At 65.3% G+C, this 17,774-nt stretch carries 19 protein-coding genes and 1 pseudogene; 6 read left to right on the top strand and 14 right to left on the bottom strand.

All coding sequences use genetic code 11. The features are described 5' to 3' along the window. Window positions 1–78: 78 nt before the first annotated feature. From B4393_RS13295 to B4393_RS13285, 3 genes are read left to right on the top strand one after another with little or no spacing between them, the layout of a single operon-like run. The gene (locus B4393_RS13295; protein WP_109558297.1) at window positions 79–1,287 is read left to right on the top strand and encodes an acyl-CoA dehydrogenase family protein; all 1,209 of its coding nucleotides are present in this window, start codon (window positions 79–81) and stop codon (window positions 1,285–1,287) included. Continuing rightward, the gene (locus B4393_RS13290; protein ID WP_078334554.1) at window positions 1,284–2,486 is read left to right on the top strand and encodes an acyl-CoA dehydrogenase family protein; all 1,203 of its coding nucleotides are present in this window, start codon (window positions 1,284–1,286) and stop codon (window positions 2,484–2,486) included. The genes B4393_RS13295 and B4393_RS13290 overlap by 4 nt, the downstream gene beginning before the upstream one ends. Further along, window positions 2,483–3,241 carry an enoyl-CoA hydratase gene (locus B4393_RS13285; protein ID WP_070940178.1) on the top strand — a complete coding sequence of 253 codons (759 nt, stop codon included), beginning with the start codon at window positions 2,483–2,485 and terminating at the stop codon, window positions 3,239–3,241. Before B4393_RS13290 ends, B4393_RS13285 begins: the two co-directional genes overlap by 4 nt. Here B4393_RS13285 and B4393_RS13280 read toward each other — a convergent pair. Together B4393_RS13280 and B4393_RS13275 are read right to left on the bottom strand one after the other, a co-directional pair. Beyond that, window positions 3,238–3,846 carry a GNAT family N-acetyltransferase gene (locus tag B4393_RS13280; protein WP_078334553.1) on the bottom strand — a complete coding sequence of 203 codons (609 nt, stop codon included), beginning with the start codon at window positions 3,844–3,846 and terminating at the stop codon, window positions 3,238–3,240. The two genes, B4393_RS13285 and B4393_RS13280, sit on opposite strands and share 4 nt — an antisense overlap. Before the next feature lie 86 nt (window positions 3,847–3,932). After that, on the bottom strand, window positions 3,933–4,154 hold the full coding sequence (locus B4393_RS13275) for a hypothetical protein (RefSeq protein ID WP_070940180.1): 222 nt from the start codon (window positions 4,152–4,154) through the stop codon (window positions 3,933–3,935). 120 nt (window positions 4,155–4,274) lie between these two features. Between B4393_RS13275 and B4393_RS13270 the strand changes: the two genes are divergently transcribed. Continuing rightward, a complete protein-coding gene (locus tag B4393_RS13270) occupies window positions 4,275–4,637 on the top strand; it encodes a hypothetical protein (protein ID WP_078334552.1) in 363 nt (120 codons plus the stop codon). On the opposite strand, the gene B4393_RS13265 is transcribed toward B4393_RS13270, so the two are convergent. From B4393_RS13265 to rimP, 10 genes and pseudogenes are all read right to left on the bottom strand, one after another. Then, window positions 4,638–5,945 (bottom strand): MATE family efflux transporter, encoded by a 1,308-nt coding sequence (locus tag B4393_RS13265; protein ID WP_413816147.1) that lies wholly within the window; start codon window positions 5,943–5,945, stop codon window positions 4,638–4,640. It abuts the gene before it with no gap. 19 nt (window positions 5,946–5,964) lie between these two features. Next, window positions 5,965–6,960, bottom strand: coding sequence for a DHH family phosphoesterase (locus B4393_RS13260; protein ID WP_078334550.1), 996 nt, complete (start codon window positions 6,958–6,960; stop codon window positions 5,965–5,967). Then, window positions 6,941–7,417, bottom strand: coding sequence for a 30S ribosome-binding factor RbfA (rbfA, locus tag B4393_RS13255; protein ID WP_078334549.1), 477 nt, complete (start codon window positions 7,415–7,417; stop codon window positions 6,941–6,943). Before rbfA ends, B4393_RS13260 begins: the two co-directional genes overlap by 20 nt. After that, window positions 7,417–10,179, bottom strand: a complete 2,763-nt coding sequence (gene infB / locus B4393_RS13250; protein WP_078334548.1) for a translation initiation factor IF-2 — start codon at window positions 10,177–10,179, stop codon at window positions 7,417–7,419. Before infB ends, rbfA begins: the two co-directional genes overlap by 1 nt. A 190-nt stretch (window positions 10,180–10,369) precedes the next feature. Further along, window positions 10,370–10,480, bottom strand: a pseudogene (locus tag B4393_RS28070) (DUF448 domain-containing protein); the annotation flags it as partial. Between the two features lie 178 nt (window positions 10,481–10,658). Continuing rightward, entirely contained in the window at window positions 10,659–11,093 is a 435-nt protein-coding gene (locus B4393_RS13240; RefSeq protein WP_078334547.1) for a hypothetical protein, read from the bottom strand. Then, entirely contained in the window at window positions 11,090–12,280 is a 1,191-nt protein-coding gene (locus B4393_RS13235; protein ID WP_078334546.1) for a globin domain-containing protein, read from the bottom strand. Before B4393_RS13235 ends, B4393_RS13240 begins: the two co-directional genes overlap by 4 nt. Window positions 12,281–12,284: 4 nt before the next feature. Then, the gene (locus tag B4393_RS13230) at window positions 12,285–12,698 is read right to left on the bottom strand and encodes an RrF2 family transcriptional regulator (protein ID WP_078278181.1); all 414 of its coding nucleotides are present in this window, start codon (window positions 12,696–12,698) and stop codon (window positions 12,285–12,287) included. A 69-nt stretch (window positions 12,699–12,767) separates the two neighbouring features. Continuing rightward, a complete protein-coding gene (gene nusA, locus B4393_RS13225) occupies window positions 12,768–13,763 on the bottom strand; it encodes a transcription termination factor NusA (protein WP_070940189.1) in 996 nt (331 codons plus the stop codon). Then, window positions 13,760–14,287: a ribosome maturation factor RimP gene (rimP, locus tag B4393_RS13220; protein ID WP_078334545.1), complete on the bottom strand. Its 528-nt coding sequence runs from the start codon at window positions 14,285–14,287 to the stop codon at window positions 13,760–13,762. Before rimP ends, nusA begins: the two co-directional genes overlap by 4 nt. Before the next feature lie 141 nt (window positions 14,288–14,428). Here rimP and B4393_RS13215 point away from each other — a divergent pair, with 141 nt between their 5' ends. Both B4393_RS13215 and B4393_RS13210 read left to right on the top strand, forming a co-directional pair. Continuing rightward, window positions 14,429–14,902 carry a hypothetical protein gene (locus tag B4393_RS13215; protein ID WP_070940191.1) on the top strand — a complete coding sequence of 158 codons (474 nt, stop codon included), beginning with the start codon at window positions 14,429–14,431 and terminating at the stop codon, window positions 14,900–14,902. Then, complete coding sequence (locus B4393_RS13210) at window positions 14,899–15,372, top strand: ferritin-like domain-containing protein (protein WP_078334544.1); 474 nt, start codon at window positions 14,899–14,901, stop codon at window positions 15,370–15,372. Before B4393_RS13215 ends, B4393_RS13210 begins: the two co-directional genes overlap by 4 nt. A gap of 82 nt (window positions 15,373–15,454) precedes the next feature. On the opposite strand, the gene B4393_RS13205 is transcribed toward B4393_RS13210, so the two are convergent. Together B4393_RS13205 and B4393_RS13200 are read right to left on the bottom strand one after the other, a co-directional pair. Beyond that, a complete protein-coding gene (locus B4393_RS13205) occupies window positions 15,455–15,943 on the bottom strand; it encodes an SRPBCC family protein (RefSeq protein WP_078278185.1) in 489 nt (162 codons plus the stop codon). Continuing rightward, window positions 15,940–17,697: a proline--tRNA ligase gene (locus B4393_RS13200; protein ID WP_078334543.1), complete on the bottom strand. Its 1,758-nt coding sequence runs from the start codon at window positions 17,695–17,697 to the stop codon at window positions 15,940–15,942. Before B4393_RS13200 ends, B4393_RS13205 begins: the two co-directional genes overlap by 4 nt. Between the last annotated feature and the right edge of the window lie 77 nt (window positions 17,698–17,774).

Raw genomic sequence — 17,774 nt, 5'->3', positions numbered from 1 at the left:
TACGACAGTAGAAAGACAATCCGAAAGACGCCATGCCCCACCCACCGGTTAGTTCCCCTGCGCGTGTATACGTAAGTCATGCCAGTGACGTCATCGGAGCCGTCGAACGTGCTGCGCGAGCGCATCGCCACCGCCGCGCACGAGGTCCTCGCCAAACATCCCCCCGCCACCACCCCCGTCACCGAACTCTTGGGCGCCGTCTATGACGCGGGCCTGGCCTGGGTCCACTTCCCAGCCGGCCTCGGCGGTCTGGACGCCCCACCGGCACTACAGGCCGTCTCCGACACCATATTGCGTGCGGCAGGCATGCCGGACCCGTTGTTTGTCAACGTGATTGGGTACGGCATGGCGGCGCCGACGGTGCTCGCCCATGGGCAGCCGGAATTGACCGAACGGATTTTGCGGCCGCTCTTCACCGGTGAAGAACTGTGGTGTCAGCTCTTCAGCGAGCCCGGCGCCGGTTCCGATCTGGCGGGCCTGGCCACCCGCGCGGTACGCGACGGCGACGACTGGGTGATCAACGGCCAGAAGGTGTGGACGTCGGGAGCCCACCAGGCACGCTGGGCGCTGCTGGTGGCCCGCAGCAATCCCGACGCGCCCAAGCACCGCGGTCTGACCTACTTCGTCCTCGACATGACCGATCCCGGTGTCGAGGTCCGCCCGCTACGGCAGATGACCGGCGACGCCGAGTTCAACGAGGTGTATCTCACCGATGTCCGCATCCCGGACGCGCATCGCCTGGGCAATGAGGGCGACGGCTGGCGGGTATCGATGACGACGTTGATGAACGAGCGCAGCGCACTGGGTGGCGCCTTCGACCACGGCCGCGGCGGCGGATCCATCGGCAATGCCCTGAACTTGTGGAAACAGCGCCCCGACCTACACACCCCCGAGCTGCGGGCCAAGTTGACGAATCTGTTCGTCCGCTCGGAGGGAAACCGTTACGGCACGCAGATGCGGATCGCCGCGCAGGGCGATGCGCCCATGGGCCCGGAAGGATCGATCGGCAAGCTGATGGGCGCGGAGCTCAACCAGCAGATCTACGACTTCTGCGTTGAACTGCTGGGCATCGAGGCGACCCTGTACGCCTCATACGACATGCGACGCGTCGTCGAAGAGGACCGGCGCGCCGACACCATGTGGGCTTTCCTGCGATCCAAGGCCAACACCATCGAAGGCGGTACCTCCGACGTGATGCGCAACATCATCGGAGAACGCGTTCTCGGACTGCCCGGCGATATCCGGGTCGACACCGACAAAGCCTGGAAGGACGTGCCCCGCGGATGAGTGCCAACGAAGACCATCAGACCCGGATGAGTGCCAACGAAGACCATCAGACCCGGATGAGTGCCAACGAAGACCATCAGACCCGGATCAGTGAGTTCGAGTTCACCGAAGAACACGGCGACCTGCGCTCGCTGGTGCGTGGCTGGTGCGAACGGGTCTGGACACCCGAGCATGTACGCCAGATCGCCGATGCCGGGAGCATCGACCTGAAGGCCTGGCATGCCCTTGGCTCCGAGCTTGGCGTGGTGGGCCTGAGCCTGCCCGAAGAGCACGGCGGCGCAGGGCTGGGCGTTGTCGAATTGTCCATTGTGGCTGAGGAACTGGGACGTGCACTGGTGTGTCTGCCGTGGATATCCAGTGCGGCCCTCGGCGCTACCGCCCTGGTGGCCAGCGGCGACAATGACGCCCTTGCCGAGTGGGTGCCCGCGCTGGCCTCCGGCGACAAGACGATCACCCTGGCCGGCGGCCGCACCCGGCTGTCCGACGCGATAACGGTATCGGCCGAATCCGATGCCGACGGATGGAAACTCACCGGCGACACCGAGCATGTCCCCGACGGAGCCACCGCCGACCTGATCCTGGTCCTGGCCGATACCGATTCGGGTCCAAGTCTTTTCGCCGTCGATGGCACCGCGGCGGGTGTGGACCGGCATGCTCTGGCCACCCTGGATCTGACGCGCAGGCAGGCCAACATCCACTTCAACTCCGCGCCGGGACGTCTGATCGGCGAGCAGGGACGAGGCACGGAAGCTGTGGCCAAGGCACTCGACGTCGCAGCCACGGTGCTCGCGGCCGAGCAGGCCGGTATAGCCGCCCATATGCTGGATGTGACCACCGAATACGCCAAGTCCCGAATTCAGTTCGGACGGATCATCGGTTCATTCCAGGCCGTCAAGCATCGCCTTGCCGATATGGCCGCAGCCACCGGGAATGTGCGTGGTGCCGCCTATCATGCCGCCTGGTCACATGACGACCCGAGCCTTGACGATCCGGCGCTGGCCACCAGCATTGCCCAGCAGGTGGCATCGGCGGGTGCGGTAGAGGTAACCGCCAAGGCCATCCAGAGCCACGGCGGCATCGGTTTCACCTGGGAGCATCCCGCTCACCTGTATTACAAACGCGCCGTGAGCAATTCGGCCCTCTTCGGAGGGCGCGCCGTTCACGCCGAACGCATTGCCAAGGAGGTAATCGACGCATGACCGAACCAATTTTGTTGACGCAGACCGAAGACCGCATCTGCACCATCACCCTGAACCGGCCGCAGGCACGCAATGCCTTGAGCACCGCGCTCGGTGAGGAGATCGTGAAAGCCGTCACCGCGGCCGACGCCGACGAGAACGTCGACGTAATGATCCTGACCGCCGCCGACCCGGTGTTCTGCGCGGGCGTGGACCTCAAGGAATTGGGCGGCGGCGACCGCGCCGAGTCCCTGGACCCGTGGTGGCCCGAGCTGAACAAGCCGGTGATCGGCGCCATCAACGGCGCGGCCGTAACCGGCGGCCTGGAGCTTGCGCTGGCCTGCGACATCCTGATCGCCTCGGAGAAGGCACGTTTCGCCGATACTCATGCGCGCGTTGGCATCTTGCCCACCTGGGGGTTGACCACCCTGCTACCGCTCTCGGTGGGGCGCGGCCTGGCGCGGCGCATGAGCCTGACGGGCGACTACCTCTCGGCCGAGGATGCGCTGCGCGCCGGGCTGGTCACCGAGGTGGTTGCTCATGAGGACCTACTCCCCGCCGCCAAGCGCCTTGCCGCGACGATCGCCGGTAACAACCAGCCCGCGGTGCGCGAACTGCTGGCGTCCTACCGCCGCATCGAGTCCGAGCTCATCGGCGATGGCCTGCAGGTGGCCCTCGACGACGCTCACCGGTGGATCGACCAGAACTCCATCGCAGAGGGTGTGGAGGCCCGGCGCGCCGCCATCATGGAACGCGGTCGCAGCCAGAACGCCTAGTCGCGGTCGGTTCGGTACAGGGCGATCCGGCGGTCGGGCCGAATATCGAACTCGCCCAGGAGCGTCCAGCCGAGCCGGTCCAGCGCCTTGCGCATCGGCATGTTCGACGCCGATGGCTCGATCATCATCCGTCGGCAGTCGGAATCAACGTGATAGATCGCCGCTGGCAGCAAGCGCATCCACCCCGACACGACACCTCGCCCCAGATACCGGGTGTCCGCCGTCGCGACGTGCAGTCCGACGTCGTGCGCGTGCCCACGGTAGATCCGGGCGATCTCGTCACGGCCGGCACGGTACAGCTCGATGTAGCCGATCTCGAGTCCGTCCACGGACAGGATGCAGGGCAGCGAGTAGTCACCGGCCAGACGGTAGGCGGAGTCTTCTTGCCAACGGGCGGCCGACCACGGCTGCTCCCACGTTTGCATCAGGTGCGGACGAGCGAACCACTCGCTGAGCATCTCCGGGTCCGTGCCCAGCGGATCTACCGGGCGCAGCGCATAACGTGTGCCGTCGAACGACGGCAGGGGCGGCGGCCCGGCGGCGATGACCTCGACGGCCACATCGGTGATCTCACGCGCGATGCGATAACCGGTCGGGGTATTCATCGGCCAGCGGGCTCCGTTCGATCGTTCGGCCTAACTTAGGTAAGCCTACATTCTACGAAGCGACCGTCGGGATCGCCGCTGCACCCCTACATCAGATGCGGCGTCTCCTTGTGGATCTTGTGATCGTGATGCACCGTGCCTCCCACCACCGCGAATCCGAGACCCGCGGTGATCAGCAGCGCGATGGCCGCGACCATTCCCCAGCCGTGATGTCCGGCGGCCAGCGCGGCCAGACCCAACGCGGTGATGGTGACCGACACCAACCCAAGGAAGTAGCCGGTCCACACGGCAAATCGATCAAGGTTCATTTCGAAACACCTCCTCGTTCAGCGTCCCCAGAGTACTCCGAAGGTGACCTGGATCACATAGCTGCACGTTGGGTACACGCCGATATCATCGGATGAGCTATCGGAGTAGGGGGAGAAATAGTGTCGTATCCACAGCAATATCCGGCCGCGGCGCCGAGATACTTTCAAATACGGCTGACCAAACACACCGGGATGCTCATCATGTTCAGCACCCGCAGCTACGCGATCACCGGGACGCTCGAGCAATGCGAGGCCGCCTACCGCGACGCACAGACCCACAATCTGGCGGCCGGCTGGTGGAGCTTCCTATCCATCCTCCTCATGAACTGGATCGCCATCTTCGGAAACATGGGACAGATCAAGCAGATTCGGCGTCTAGCCGCACTACCCCCGGCATACCAGGGGTACCCGCACGCGGGATACCCACCGCCGCCGGCCGGGTACCCGCAGCCCCAGTACCCCCAATATCCGCAGACCCACTGATCAGGATCCGGTGCCGGGCACGGCCCAGCGTCCCGACATCGCGCGCCAGCCAACCAGCACCAGCCGCAGGACCAGGAAAAGAGTGAGGCCGGACCAGATTCCGGCGAGCCCCCACCCGAAGGCCAGTGCCAGCCACACCAGTGGCAGGAATCCACACAGCGCGCTGATCATGGTGGCGTTGCGCATGAATCGCGCGTCGGCGGCTCCCAGCAGCACCCCGTCCAGCGCGAAGACAAGACCGGAAATCGGCAACTGGCATACCAGGAACCACCACGGCACCCGCATCTGATGCACCACAGTGGCATCGGAGGTAAAGAGCCCCGGCAACACCGGAGCACCGAGGGCCAGCAGAGCAGCCAGCATCACCGCGAACCCCAGCGAGAAGGTGGCCACCCGCCGGGCCACCGACTTGGCCTCCGACACTCGGCCGGCTCCCAGTGCGGCACCGACGAGGGTTTGAGCCGCTATGGCAAGCGAATCGAGAACCAGCGCAAGGAAACTCCACATCTGCAGAACCACCTGATGTGCCGCCAGCGCCGCGGCCCCGAATCGCGCGGCCACCGCGGCAGCACTGATGAAACAGGCCTGAAAGGCCAGGCTGCGCACCAGCAGGTCGCGCGCCAACAGCAGCTGCGCGCGCAGCACCGCAGCATCCATCCGGAGCCGACCGCGCTCGGCGTGCAGGGCACGCAGGAACAGGATCGCGGCCAGCCACTGCCCCACCAGATTGGCTACCGCCGACCCCGCCACCTCCATCCGGGGCGCACCCAGCAATCCGTAGATCAGCACCGGGCACAGCATCGCCGAAACCGCAAAGCCGGCAAGCACATACCGCAGGGGCCTGACCGTATCCTGCACTCCCCGCATCCACCCATTGCCCGCGAGTGACACCAGGATGGCCGGTGCCGCGAAAATGGCGATACGCACCCACACCAGGCCCTGAGCCGCGACATCGGGTGCCGCGGCGATGGATCGCACCACCGGCCCCGCCACCACATGGACGACGAGCACCAGGGCGACCCCGATGAGCAGTGCCAACCAGGTTGCCTGCACACCCTCGTGCACGGCGCCGCGGCGGTCACCGGATCCGAACAGTCGTGCCGTGCGGGCGGTGGTGCCGTACGACAGGAAGGTCAGCTGTGTTCCTACGAGTGCAAGGACCAGTCCCCCAACGGCCAATCCCGCCAAGGGAACCGCACCTAGTCGGCCCACCATGGCGATATCGAAAAGCAGATACAGCGGTTCGGCCGCCAACACACCCAATGCCGGCACTGCCAGCGCGATGATTCGGCGAGCCAGGCTGGATATTCCCGCCGTGTCGGGGACGTCAGTCAAGGGCGCGAACCAGCGCCGCCACCACTTCGTCGACGGGGCCGTTCGCCGAGAACCCGGCAGCCAGCCGATGTCCGCCTCCACCGAAAGTGGCCGCGACCGCAGAAAGATCCACCGCGGACCGTGCTCGCATCGACACCGACCAATGCCCCGGCTCGATCTCCTTGAACACCACCGCAACCTCAGCCTCGGTCGTGGTACGGACGATATCGACTATCGACTCGACTTCTTCGGTGCGCGCACGGGACCAGACGTCGTGGGTGACAACGGCATACACCATTCCCGCACCCCCAACCGCATCGGGAACGAGCTCTGCGGTGCCCAGTACGCGCGACAAGATCGGCAGCCAGACAAACGGGTGCGAATCCATGAACGTGCGGGTGATGTTCACACCGTCGGCACCCAGGTCCAGCAGCCGAGCCGCCAGCCGGTGCCCCCTCGGAGTGGCCCAGCGGAATGACCCGCTATCGGTGACCAGGCCCGCATACAGGCAATGCGCCATCTCGCGGGTGATCTCCACCCCCCAGGCGTCGAGCAGCTGGGCCACCATCATCGTCGTCGAATCCGCTTCGATATCAACGTAGTTCGCTGTACCGAAGAGCTCATTGGACACGTGATGGTCGATAACCAGAACCGGTACGGACCCTTCGGTCAGCTCGGCAAGTTGACCGAGCCGTCGCATGCTGGGGCTGTCCACCGTCACCACGAGGTCGGGATCTCTACGCAGTTCCTGAGGTCGGACCAATAGTTCCGCGCCCGGCAGTGTGCCCACCGACTCCGGAGCCGACGCCGGCTCGCCGAAGCTCACCTGGACGTCAACGCCCTTGGCCACTAACGCCTGTCCAAGCGCTAGTCCGCTGCCCACCGTGTCGGCATCCGGATGCACATGGCAGATGATCGCCACCCTGCTGGCCTTGGCCAGCAGGGCCACGGCGCCGTCCTCGTCTACGCGTGCCCCTGCGGCACCCGTCTCAATCGGGACGGCGCTCATCGTCCTCATCGTCTGCGGTCTCATCGACAGATGAAACCTTGTAAGGATCGGCGTCACCGGCGTGCACGGCCCCCTGCCGCACCTCGGCGAGCGCGGCATCGGCTGCCCGCGCCCGGTCCAGCAGCTCCTCCATGTGCCGGGACGTGTCGCCGATGGTGTCCAGCACGAAGGTCAGGGTCGGTGTGAAGCGCACACCGGTCCCCGCACCAACTTTCGTCCGAAGCACACCCTTCGCCTTCTCTAGCGCGGCCGCCGCACCGGCATAGTCCGGCTCTTCGGACAGAGTCTGCCCCATCACGGTGTAATACACGGTCGCATCGTGCAGATCGTTGGTCACCCGGGTGTCGGTGACCGTAACCATCGTCAGTCTCGGGTCTTTGATCTCGTACTCGATCACCGAGGCGACGATGGCTCCGATCCGCTTGGCCAGCCTACGTGCGCGGGCGGGATCAGCCATCAGACCCGTTCCTTCTCCCGAAGCTCGTACGCCTCGATGACGTCGCCTTCCTTGATGTCGTTGTACGTCAAGGTAAGACCGCACTCGTAACCGTCGCGGACCTCGGTGACGTCATCCTTCTCCCGCTTGAGCGAAGAGATGCTGACCGTCTCGGCGACCACGATGTTGTCGCGCAGCAGCCGGGCCTTGGCATTGCGCCGGATGATGCCGGAGGTGACGAGGCAACCGGCAATGTTGCCCACCTTGGAGGACCGGAACAGGGCACGGATCTCGGCGCGACCCAGCTCGACCTCTTCGTAGACCGGCTTGAGCATGCCCTTGAGCGCACTCTCGATCTCGTCGATGGCCTGGTAGATCACCGAGTAGTACCGGATGTCGACACCCTCGCGGTTGGCCAGCTCGGTCGCCTTGCCCTCGGCCCGCACGTTGAAGCCGATGATGATGGCATCCGAGGCCGAGGCCAGGTTGACGTTGGTCTCGGTCACACCACCGACACCACGGTCGATGACGCGCAACTGCACCTCGTCGTCGATCGCGATACCCAGCAGCGCCTCTTCCAGAGCCTCGACCGTACCGGCGTTGTCGCCCTTGAGGATCAGATTCAGCTGGCTGGTTTCCTTCAGCGCGGCATCCAGATCGTCCAGGCTGATGCGCTTGCGGCTACGTGCGGCCAAGGCATTGCGCTTGCGCGCGCTGCGCCGGTCGGCGATCTGCCGGGCGATGCGGTCCTCGTCCACGACGAGCAGGTTGTCACCCGCGCCAGGCACGGACGTGAATCCGATGACCTGAACCGGACGTGACGGGAATGCCTCTTCGACATCCTCGCCGTGCTCATCGACCATGCGGCGCACGCGACCGTACGCGTCACCGGCGACAATCGAGTCGCCGACGCGCAGCGTGCCGCGCTGGATGAGCACCGTGGCCACCGGACCGCGGCCGCGGTCCAGATGCGCCTCGATGGCAACACCCTGAGCTTCCATATCGGGGTTGGCCCGCAGATCCAGCGCCGCATCGGCGGTCAGCAGTACTGCCTCCTCCAGCGCTTGGATGTTGGTGCCGTTCTTCGCCGAGATGTCGACGAACATCGTCTCGCCACCGAAGTCCTCGGCCACCAGGTTGTACTCGGTGAGCTGAGCGCGAATCTTCTGCGGGTCGGCGCCTTCCTTATCGATCTTGTTGACCGCGACCACGATCGGCACATCGGCCGCCTGGGCGTGGTTGATGGCTTCCACCGTCTGGGGCATGACGCCGTCGTCGGCAGCGACCACCAGGATCGCGATATCGGTGGCCTTCGCACCACGGGCACGCATGGCGGTGAACGCCTCGTGACCGGGGGTGTCGATGAAGGTGATGAGCCGTTCGGCGCCCTCATGCTCGACGGCGACCTGGTACGCACCGATGTGCTGGGTGATGCCACCGGCCTCGCCCTCGCGGACGTTGGCCTTACGGATGGTGTCCAACAGCCTGGTCTTACCGTGGTCGACGTGACCCATGACGGTCACCACCGGCGGACGTGTCCGCAGATCCTCTTCGCCGCCCTCGTCCTCGCCGTAGGTGAGGTCGAACGACTCCAGCAGCTCGCGGTCCTCGTCCTCGGGGCTGACGACCTGAACGACGTAGTTCATCTCGCCACCCAGCAGCTCCAGGGTCTCGTCACCCACAGACTGGGTGGCCGTGACCATCTCGCCGAGGTTGAACAGCGCCTGCACCAGCGATGCGGGGTTGGCGTCGATCTTCTCCGCGAAGTCACTCAGCGACGCGCCACGTGCGAGGCGGATGACCTCGCCGTTGCCATGTGGCAACCGGACGCCGCCGACGACGGGCGCCTGCATGTTCTCGTACTCGGCGCGTTTCGCCCGCTTCGACTTGCGACCACGCTTCGGGGCGCCGCCGGGACGACCGAATGCACCGGCCGCGCCACCGCGCTGACCGGGACGGCCACCTCCTCCGCCGCCACCGCCGGGACGGCCGCGGAAGCCGCCAGCTGCACCGGCACCGGGAGGACCGCCAGCGGGGGCACCGGCACCAGTACCGCCACCACCGCGGTAGTTGCCGCCGCCGCCACCACCGGGACGACCGGCACCACCGGGACGCGGACCGCCGCCGGGGCGGGGGCCGCCGCCGGGACGCGGCGGGCGCGGACCCATGGATCCGGGCGACGGACGCGGCGGCATGTTGCTCGGGGAGGCGCCACCGGGACGGGGAGCGCCGGGACGCGGTGCCTGCGGACGAGGCGCCGGACGCTCAGTCGGCTGAGCCGAGGAGAACGGGTTGTTGCCCACACGCGGCACTCGGGGAGCTCCCGGCTTGGGGCCGGGTGTCGCGCCCGGACGGGGGGCCGGTGCGGGTGTCGGTGCGGCCGCGGGTGCCTCTGCCGCAGGCTGCGCCGCGGGGGTCGGCTTGGGGGCGGCAGCCGCTGCCGGCGTGGGAGCGGGTGCGGGCGCAGGTGCGGCCGCAGGCTCCGGCGCGGGGGGCGCCTCGACAACCGGTTCCACAACCTTCTTCGGCGCCGGCTTCGGGGCGCCCGGCTTGGGACCGGCCTTCCTGGGAGCAGCTGCCGTCTCTGCGGCCGCGCCATTGGACGCGGCGGGAGCGGACTTGTCGCCGCCAAATGATTCACGTAGACGCCGCGCGACGGGGGCTTCCACCGTCGACGACGCGGACTTAACGAATTCGCCCTGATCGCTCAGTCGGGCGAGAACTTCTTTACTGGTCACACCGAGTTCTTTAGCTAACTCGTGTACCCGGGCCTTGCCTGCCACTGCTCTCCTGTCTGCGAGGCAGCGGCTTCAGGCGCCGTGCCTCGTGTTAGCTGTGATGGACGATCATCATCGACGCTTCACGGTGTGCTCATTGTTTGTCGTTGCCAATCTCTTGGTATTGCTCAACATGTTCGAAGACCGCGGTCGTATCTGGGCTTCCGGTGATCCGGAGCGCTCGCGCAAAAGCTCGCCGCTTTACCGCCAGCTGGTAGCACTGCGCTGACCGATGCAACCAAGCACCTCGGCCGGGCAGTCTGTGTCGAACGTCGACCACTATGTGTCGATCATCCGCAGCAACCACACGAAGCAGATCCGCAGCCAGCTCTCGCCCCCGGCAGCCGACACATGTCCGTACCGGCTTACCGGTTTGGGCAGGTGCAAACGCCGAAGTCTCGCGCTGGATCACGGCTTAGTCTACCGTCCGCGGCACCTAATTTATGAATCGGCCCACAGCGTCGAATAACAAGGCTGTATTCCGGTCATTGAACCCCCGCCGCGACGAGCGTCACCACGACGATCAACGCCAGCGCCTTGACGCACTCGACCGCGACGTACACCAGGTGAATACGGCTACGCCCCGCGTATTCGGCTCCATCGCGGATCGCATTGGTCCGCCTCGCCATGGCAGGTCGCACCGCCAGCAACTGAATCGCGAGACCGGCGGACGCCGCGACACCCGCGGCGATCTCGCCGGCAGACGGACTACCGACTGACATCAGCAGCATCATGGACACCGCAAGGACACACTCCAGCGCGTTCAGCGCGCCGAACACCAGGCGACCTATCGCGAGCCCCACCTGAACCGTCACGCCCGGCGCCCGGAATTTCAGGGGAGCCTCGATGAACGAAATCGCCACCACCAGCCCCAACCAGAACGCGGCCAGCGCCGCCGTCAGGACCTCGACGCGCGTCATGCCACGGCCGACGCCAAGGGCCCGAATAGCTCGTGGTTGATCTGGTGCTGCGGAATACCGAGCGACACCAGGTCCTCGTTGATGGCCGACATGAACGGTCGGGGACCGCAGACGAATACCGTGGACGCGAGGTTGATCGGAAGACGCGTCAGGCTCATGCGCCCGATTCCATCAGCCGGAAGCTCCACATGTGCCCGTTCGTACCACGTGTGCAGACGGCCGGCGGGCAGCCTGCCCACGAGATCTGCCAACTCATGACGGTAGGCATGCGCGGCCGCCGATTGATCCGCGTGCAGGACTACGACCTCACGCGGGGACTGCGTCGCCACAAGTTCTTGCAACATCCCCATGATCGGAGTACAGCCGATACCCGCCGATACCAGAACCAGCGGGTCCTGCGAGTCATCGAGCGTGAACTCACCCGTGGGCAACGACACCCTCAGCTGCTGCCCCTCGAAGACGTTGTCGTAGATGAAGTTCGACACCTCTCCTGCCGGGGTATCGCCGCCGTTCAATCTCTTGACGGCGATGCGCCAGTCACCCTCACGGGATCCGCGCGACAGGCTGTATTGCCGAATCTGCCTGGCCCCGTCCGGCAACGTAACCTGTACCGATATGTACTGCCCTGGAAGGAAACTCGGCAATTCACCCGACACTCCGCGCAACTCAAATCCGGCCACATCCGCCGACTCCAGTTGACGGCGCACCACGGTGACCTGCTGCCACACATCACCCGGGGCCACCCCGGCGGCACCGTATAGCGCCTTCTCGCGGGTGATCAGTTCGTCGGCCATCAGCCAGTAGAACTCGGTCCAGGCCTTCGCAACCTCTTCGGTCACCGCCGCCCCTAACACCTCGGCGATCGCGGCGAACAGGTGCTCGTAGACGATCTGATATTGCTCCGCAACGATTCCCAACGAGACGTGTTTGTGGGCGATTCTGTCGAGCACTGAATCATACTGGGCACCTTTGCCTTCCAGCACCATTCCGGCGAACGATGCGATGGATGCCGCCAGCGCCTTCGGCTGCTCCCCCGCCGCCTGATTGCCACGGTTGAACAGATCGCGGAGCAGCTCCGGACGCGCCGCGAACATCTTGGAGTAGAACAACGGCGTGATCTCGTCGATCGCGCCCGCCACTGCGGGGAGCGTCTGACGGATGACTGCCAGCGACTCTGCTGATAGCACTTGACTACTTCCTTTCCATTGCTGGACGGGCTATTTCGGCCACGGTCCACTGATCGAGGTGGGTGAAGAACGCCTCCTGGGCGGAATGAAGCGCGTCACGAAGGCGGCAGCTCTGACGGAGCGGGCAGGGCGGATCCCCGTCGCAGTCGATGACCTCATCGCCGCGCTCCAATTTCCGTGCCAGCGATCCCACCCGACGATCGAGTCCGTCTCGGGTGATGCACACTCCCCCGTGTCGTCCACGCGCGGATTCGATCGCGCCGATTTCCGATAGCCGCGCAACGACTTTCGTAGCGTGCGTATAGGACACACACAGCTGGGCGGCAAGGTCACCGGTGTGCAGCTGAGCGTTCGGCCCCTCTACGGCCAGGCGCATGACGATGCGCAGACCCAGATCGGTGAATCGCGTTAGTTGCACATAACTTGTATATGAGATGCAAGTTATGTGCCGATAGGGACTTTGGTCAGTACCTGCCGCTACTCGGTGCTAGTTTTCGGGGTCTGCGTCACTCCTGATATCGATGCGCCATCCGGTGAGTCGCGCGGCAAGCCGGGCGTTCTGCCCTTCCTTGCCGATCGCCAGGGACAGTTGGAAATCCGGGACGATGACTCGGGCGGCCTTGCCTGCCTCGTCGATTACCGAAACCGAGACCACCTTGGCAGGCGAGAGCGCATTCGCGACGAATCGGGCCGGATCCGGGTCGTAATCGATGATGTCGATCTTCTCACCGGACAGCTCGCTCATCACATTGCGCACACGCTGCCCCATCGGCCCAATGCAGGCCCCCTTGGCGTTGAGGCCGGAAACCTTCGATGCCACCGCAATCTTGGACCGGTGCCCCGCCTCGCGAGCCACCGCGATGATCTCCACCGAGCCGTCGTTGATCTCCGGAACCTCCAGTGAGAACAATCTGCGCACCAGGTTCGGATGGGTGCGCGACAAGGTGATCAACGGCTCGCGCGCACCGCGGGACACGCCAACGACATAGCAGCGCAACCGGTCTCCGTGGTGGTACTCCTCGCCCGGTACCTGCTCGGCCGACGGGATGACCCCTTCGGATCCCTTGGTCTCACTGCCCATGCGAACCACGACCAGCCCACGCGCATTGGCCCGGGCGTCGCGCTGAATCACACCGCCGACGACCTCACCCTCACGGGTGGAGAACTCGCCGAACTTGTGTTCATTCTCGGCGTCGCGCACGCCCTGCTGGAACACCTGCCGCGCAGTGGTGGCCGCGATACGGCCGAATCCCTCAGGCGTGGCATCCCATTCGGTGATGAGGTTGCCGTCCTCGTCGGTCTCGCGGGCCATCACACGAACCACGCCCGTCTTGCGATCGATTTCGATACGCGCGTTGGGCTCATGTCCGTCGGTGTGCCGGTAAGCCGTCAACAATGCCGACTTGATGATGTCAATGGCCTCGTCGACCGTGATGCCTTTATCGGCAGCCATCAGGTTTACCGCTGCGGGATCGATATTCATGCGCCACCTCCAGTTTCGGCTGCCCCAGCCAGATTGAGTTCCTGCGGATTGGGCGTGGTGAACTCCACCTGCACGACCGCGCTCTCGATATCGGAGAACGCAAGATCGCGGACGGTCCAGCCGGTTCCCTTGATGGGTTTACGCAGTACCACCTGCACCCCGTCGTCGTTCGCGACGCCGATCCGGCCGAGCAGATCTTCGCCATCGGCCAGGCGAATCTGCGCCAGCCGCAGGTGTGCACGGCGGAAATGCGCCGGCGTGGTCAGCGGTCTGTCGACACCCGGTGTCGTCACCTCCAGCTCGTAAACCTCCGAGCCGGTGTCCATCTCGTCCAACAATGTCGATGCGGTGCGGCTCAGTGCGGCGACTGCGTCCAAATCCACCGGAGAATCCGAGTCGACCACCACCGTGATGCGGGCGGGAACGGTTTCTTCATTGACGGAGACACTTTCGATCTCGACGCCGGACCGGGTGAACTCGGCCGCAAGCAGCTCGATCACCTGGTCGTCTGATGGCAGCCCCATGGCGTTTTGTGGCTCCTCATCTTGAGTTGTCGGGCGGTTCAGCTTGCACACACTAGCCGGACTCTCGTCTTGACCAGCACTCCACCTTACGCCCGGCGAGGGCTGTCATGCGCCAACCGCGCGCACTGGCAGGATGGGCGAATGCCCAGAAGCCTGTCGCGCCGCGACCTGTTGATCGGCGGCGCCGTCCTCGGTGTCACCGTCGTGGCCGCCGCGTGCCAGCAGGTGCCGGACACCAAACCCGAGGTGGACGACCTGCAGGCGCAGATCGACTTGGCGGTCCGGGATGCTGCCTCCGCGACCGCGGCGGCCAGCGCCAACACTCAGCTGGCACCCACGTTGAACGCGATCGCCGGTATTCGCAGCGCTCATGTCGCGGCACTGACCAAGGAGCTGAAACGCATCCCCGGGGCCGATGCGACTGTCCGTTCCACTACCAGCACCACAACCACCGCGCCCGCGGCACCTCCACCGGTCGACCAAGTCAAAAACCAGCTCAAAGACTCCGCACACGCGGCGATGGACCTGGCAACCAAACAGAGCGGATATCGTGCCGGCTTGCTGGCCTCAATCAGCGCCGCATGCGCCTCAGCTGCAGAGGTGGACCTGCCGTGACAACGACCGAGCCGACCCCACAACAGGCCTCCTCGCCCGACGACACCGCCTTGGCGAGCGCCCTGGCGAACGAGCACGCGGCCATCTACGCGTACGGCCTGGTGTCGGCGCACTCGGTGCCCGATAACAACTGGCTGGTGACCGAATGCCTCATCGAACACCGGCAGTGCCGTGAAGAGAGCATTGCCAAGCTGCGTGGCCGGTCGGTCACGGCACCGGTGGCCGCCGCCGGCTACACAATCCCGTTCCCGGTGAGCACGCCTGCCGATGCCATCAAGCTCGCATTGCAGGTCGAGACCGATACCGCGGCATGCTGGCGCGCCGTCGCCGAACAGGCCGACAGCAGTGACGACCGTGGTTTCGCGGTGCGCATGCTGACCGAAAGCGCAATTCGCGCGGCGCGATGGCGAGCAGTCGGAGACATCACGCCCGCGAGCGTCCCCTTCCCCGGCGGGCCCGAGAAGGCCTAGCCCTCTCGCCTCGACACGCCGCGTTCTGTGCGCGCTACTCGCGAACCGGGACAGAAAACGGCGTGTCGGCGTCGGGTACGCGCTAGGCGAAGTGTTTCTGGGTGTCAGTCATCAGACCCGACAGCCCGCGACGGATCACCGGCTTGAGGTACTGCGTGAACCCGAGCGACGGATCGATGAAGAAGCTCCAGGTGAACAGCGACCCTGTGGCGGTACCCACCACCTCGTAATACTCACCGAACCGCTTGGTACCCGGGAAGGTGGCCGTCTCGACGGTGAACGCGTTGCGGTATCGCTCCGGACTCTCCTCCCAGAGGATGAACCGCTCGTACAGCGTCGTACCGGGAACTACCAGCTGAGCCGTGCGGGTGGAGCCCACGCCACGCGGCTCCGGCGACGTCCAGCTGATCTTCTTGATGGCCTTGCACCAATGCAGCGGGCTCTCTCCGTTGAGTTCGGCCCACACCGTGGCCGCGTCCTTGGCCAGCGGAGCGGAGAAGGTATACACGAAATCGCTTGTGCTGAAATCACTTTCAACCAGTGGTTCAAGCTTAAAAGACGCCATGGCTATACCTTATCGCCTGCCGAAATCGCCTGTGTGACGGACGCCACGGCGTCGGCCACCGCAATAGGCTGCGCCTCTCCGGTGAACCGGTTCCGCAGCTCAACGGTCCCGTCGGCCCAACCGCGGCCGACAACCACAATCCAGGGCACACCGAGCAGTTCAGCGTCCTTGAACTTCACCCCCGGCGAAGCGGTCCGATCGTCGAGCAGCACCTCGTGTCCCCGCCGATCCAGGTCGGCGGCAAGCTCCTCGGCACCCGCGCGTGCGGCATCGTCCTTGTTCGCGATGACCACGTGCACGTCGAACGGAGACACCGCCGACGGCCACCGCAGTCCCAGCTCGTCGTGCTGCTGTTCGGCGACAACGGCCACCAGCCGGGAGACGCCGACACCGTAGGAACCCTGGGTCAGCCGTACCGGCTTGCCGTTCTCGCCGAGCACATCGACGGTGAACGCGTCGGTGTACTTGCGGCCCAACTGGAAGATGTGGCCAATCTCGATGCCACGCGCCGACACCAACGGTCCCGCGCCATCGGGCGACGGGTCGCCATCGCGCACCTCGGCGGCCTCGATGGTTCCATCGGGGGTGAAGTCGCGACCGGCGACGAGGTTGACCACGTGCTTACCGGGTTCATCGGCGCCGGTGATCCAGCTGGTGCCCTCCACGACCCGGGGATCGACCAGGTAGCGAACGCCGTTGGCGATCAATCCCTTCGGTCCGATATAGCCGCGCACCAGGAACGGATACTTGGCGAAGTCCGCGTCACCGAGCAGCTCGTACTCGGCGGGTTCCAGCGCGGCACCGAGGCGCTTGTCGTCAACCTCGCGATCACCGGGCACCCCGACGGCGAGCAGTTCCCACTCACCACCGGGCTGGCGCACCTTCAGCAGAATGTTCTTGAGGGTGTCGGCCGCCGTCACGGACCTGCCGAGATCGGCGGAGTTCGCCCAGTCCACCAGTGTCGCGATGGTCGGAGTGTCACCCGTCTCATGCACCACGGCTTCGGCAAGTCCCTCGACGGACCGCGCCGGCGGTGCCGGTGTGACGACCGCCTCGACGTTGGCGGCATATCCAGATTCCACGCATCGCACGAAAGTGTCTTCCCCGGTGGGGCTTTCGGCGAGGAACTCCTCGGATGCGCTACCGCCCATGGCTCCGGAGGTGGCGGCCACAATCACATAGTCCAGGCCCAGTCGGCCGAAGATCCGTTGGTATGCCTCGCGGTGTGCGCGATAGGCCGTCTTGAGTCCGTCATCGGAGGTGTCGAAGGAGTACGAGTCCTTCATGACGAATTCGCGCCCACGCAGAATGCCCGCGCGCGGACGCGCCTCGTCCCGGTACTTAGTCTGAACCTGGTAGAGGATGACCGGGAAATCCTTGTAGGAGCTGTACTCCCCCTTCACGGTGAGCGCGAAGAGCTCCTCATGGGTGGGGCCGAGCATCATGTCGTTATCGCGCCGATCCTTGAGCCGGAACAGCGAATCGCCGTACTCGGTCCATCGGTTCGTGGTCTCATACGGTGCGCGCGGAAGCAGAGCGGGCAGCAGGATCTCCTGGCCGCCAATGGCATTCATCTCTTCGCGGACGATGTTCTCGATCTTGCGGAGTACCCGAAGGCCGAGCGGCAGCCAGCTGTAGATACCGGGCGCGATGGGTCGCACATACCCCGCGCGGATCAGCAGCTTGTGGCTGGGAACCTCAGCATCGGCCGGGTCGTCGCGCAGTGTGCGTACGAAAAGCTCGGAGAGCCGGGTGATCATTTTCGTTGAGCCTCTCGGGCGAAGACCGTTAGTTACGGTTGCACAGCATATCGGCGTGCCGTCGGGGCCTCCGGCTA

The sequence above is a fragment of the Mycobacteroides franklinii genome (genome assembly GCF_002013895.1).
Classification (GTDB): Bacteria; Actinomycetota; Actinomycetes; order Mycobacteriales; family Mycobacteriaceae; genus Mycobacterium; species Mycobacterium franklinii.
The sequence above is the reverse complement of the archived record's forward strand: the minus strand, read 5'-3'. Positions and strand labels throughout refer to the sequence as shown.

What these genes read in the sequence shown, in the direction of transcription:
- B4393_RS13295 (WP_109558297.1), top strand. Translation starts at nt 79, where the DNA reads ATGCCAGTGACGTCATCGGAGCCGTCGAACGTGCTGCGCGAGCGCATC.
- B4393_RS13290 (WP_078334554.1), top strand. Translation starts at nt 1,284, where the DNA reads ATGAGTGCCAACGAAGACCATCAGACCCGGATGAGTGCCAACGAAGAC.
- B4393_RS13285 (WP_070940178.1), top strand. Translation starts at nt 2,483, where the DNA reads ATGACCGAACCAATTTTGTTGACGCAGACCGAAGACCGCATCTGCACC.
- B4393_RS13280 (WP_078334553.1), bottom strand. Translation starts at nt 3,846, where the DNA reads ATGAATACCCCGACCGGTTATCGCATCGCGCGTGAGATCACCGATGTG.
- B4393_RS13275 (WP_070940180.1), bottom strand. Translation starts at nt 4,154, where the DNA reads ATGAACCTTGATCGATTTGCCGTGTGGACCGGCTACTTCCTTGGGTTG.
- B4393_RS13260 (WP_078334550.1), bottom strand. Translation starts at nt 6,960, where the DNA reads ATGAGCGCCGTCCCGATTGAGACGGGTGCCGCAGGGGCACGCGTAGAC.
- rbfA (WP_078334549.1), bottom strand. Translation starts at nt 7,417, where the DNA reads ATGGCTGATCCCGCCCGCGCACGTAGGCTGGCCAAGCGGATCGGAGCC.
- B4393_RS13240 (WP_078334547.1), bottom strand. Translation starts at nt 11,093, where the DNA reads ATGACGCGCGTCGAGGTCCTGACGGCGGCGCTGGCCGCGTTCTGGTTG.
- nusA (WP_070940189.1), bottom strand. Translation starts at nt 13,763, where the DNA reads ATGAATATCGATCCCGCAGCGGTAAACCTGATGGCTGCCGATAAAGGC.
- rimP (WP_078334545.1), bottom strand. Translation starts at nt 14,287, where the DNA reads ATGGGGCTGCCATCAGACGACCAGGTGATCGAGCTGCTTGCGGCCGAG.
- B4393_RS13215 (WP_070940191.1), top strand. Translation starts at nt 14,429, where the DNA reads ATGCCCAGAAGCCTGTCGCGCCGCGACCTGTTGATCGGCGGCGCCGTC.
- B4393_RS13200 (WP_078334543.1), bottom strand. Translation starts at nt 17,697, where the DNA reads ATGATCACCCGGCTCTCCGAGCTTTTCGTACGCACACTGCGCGACGAC.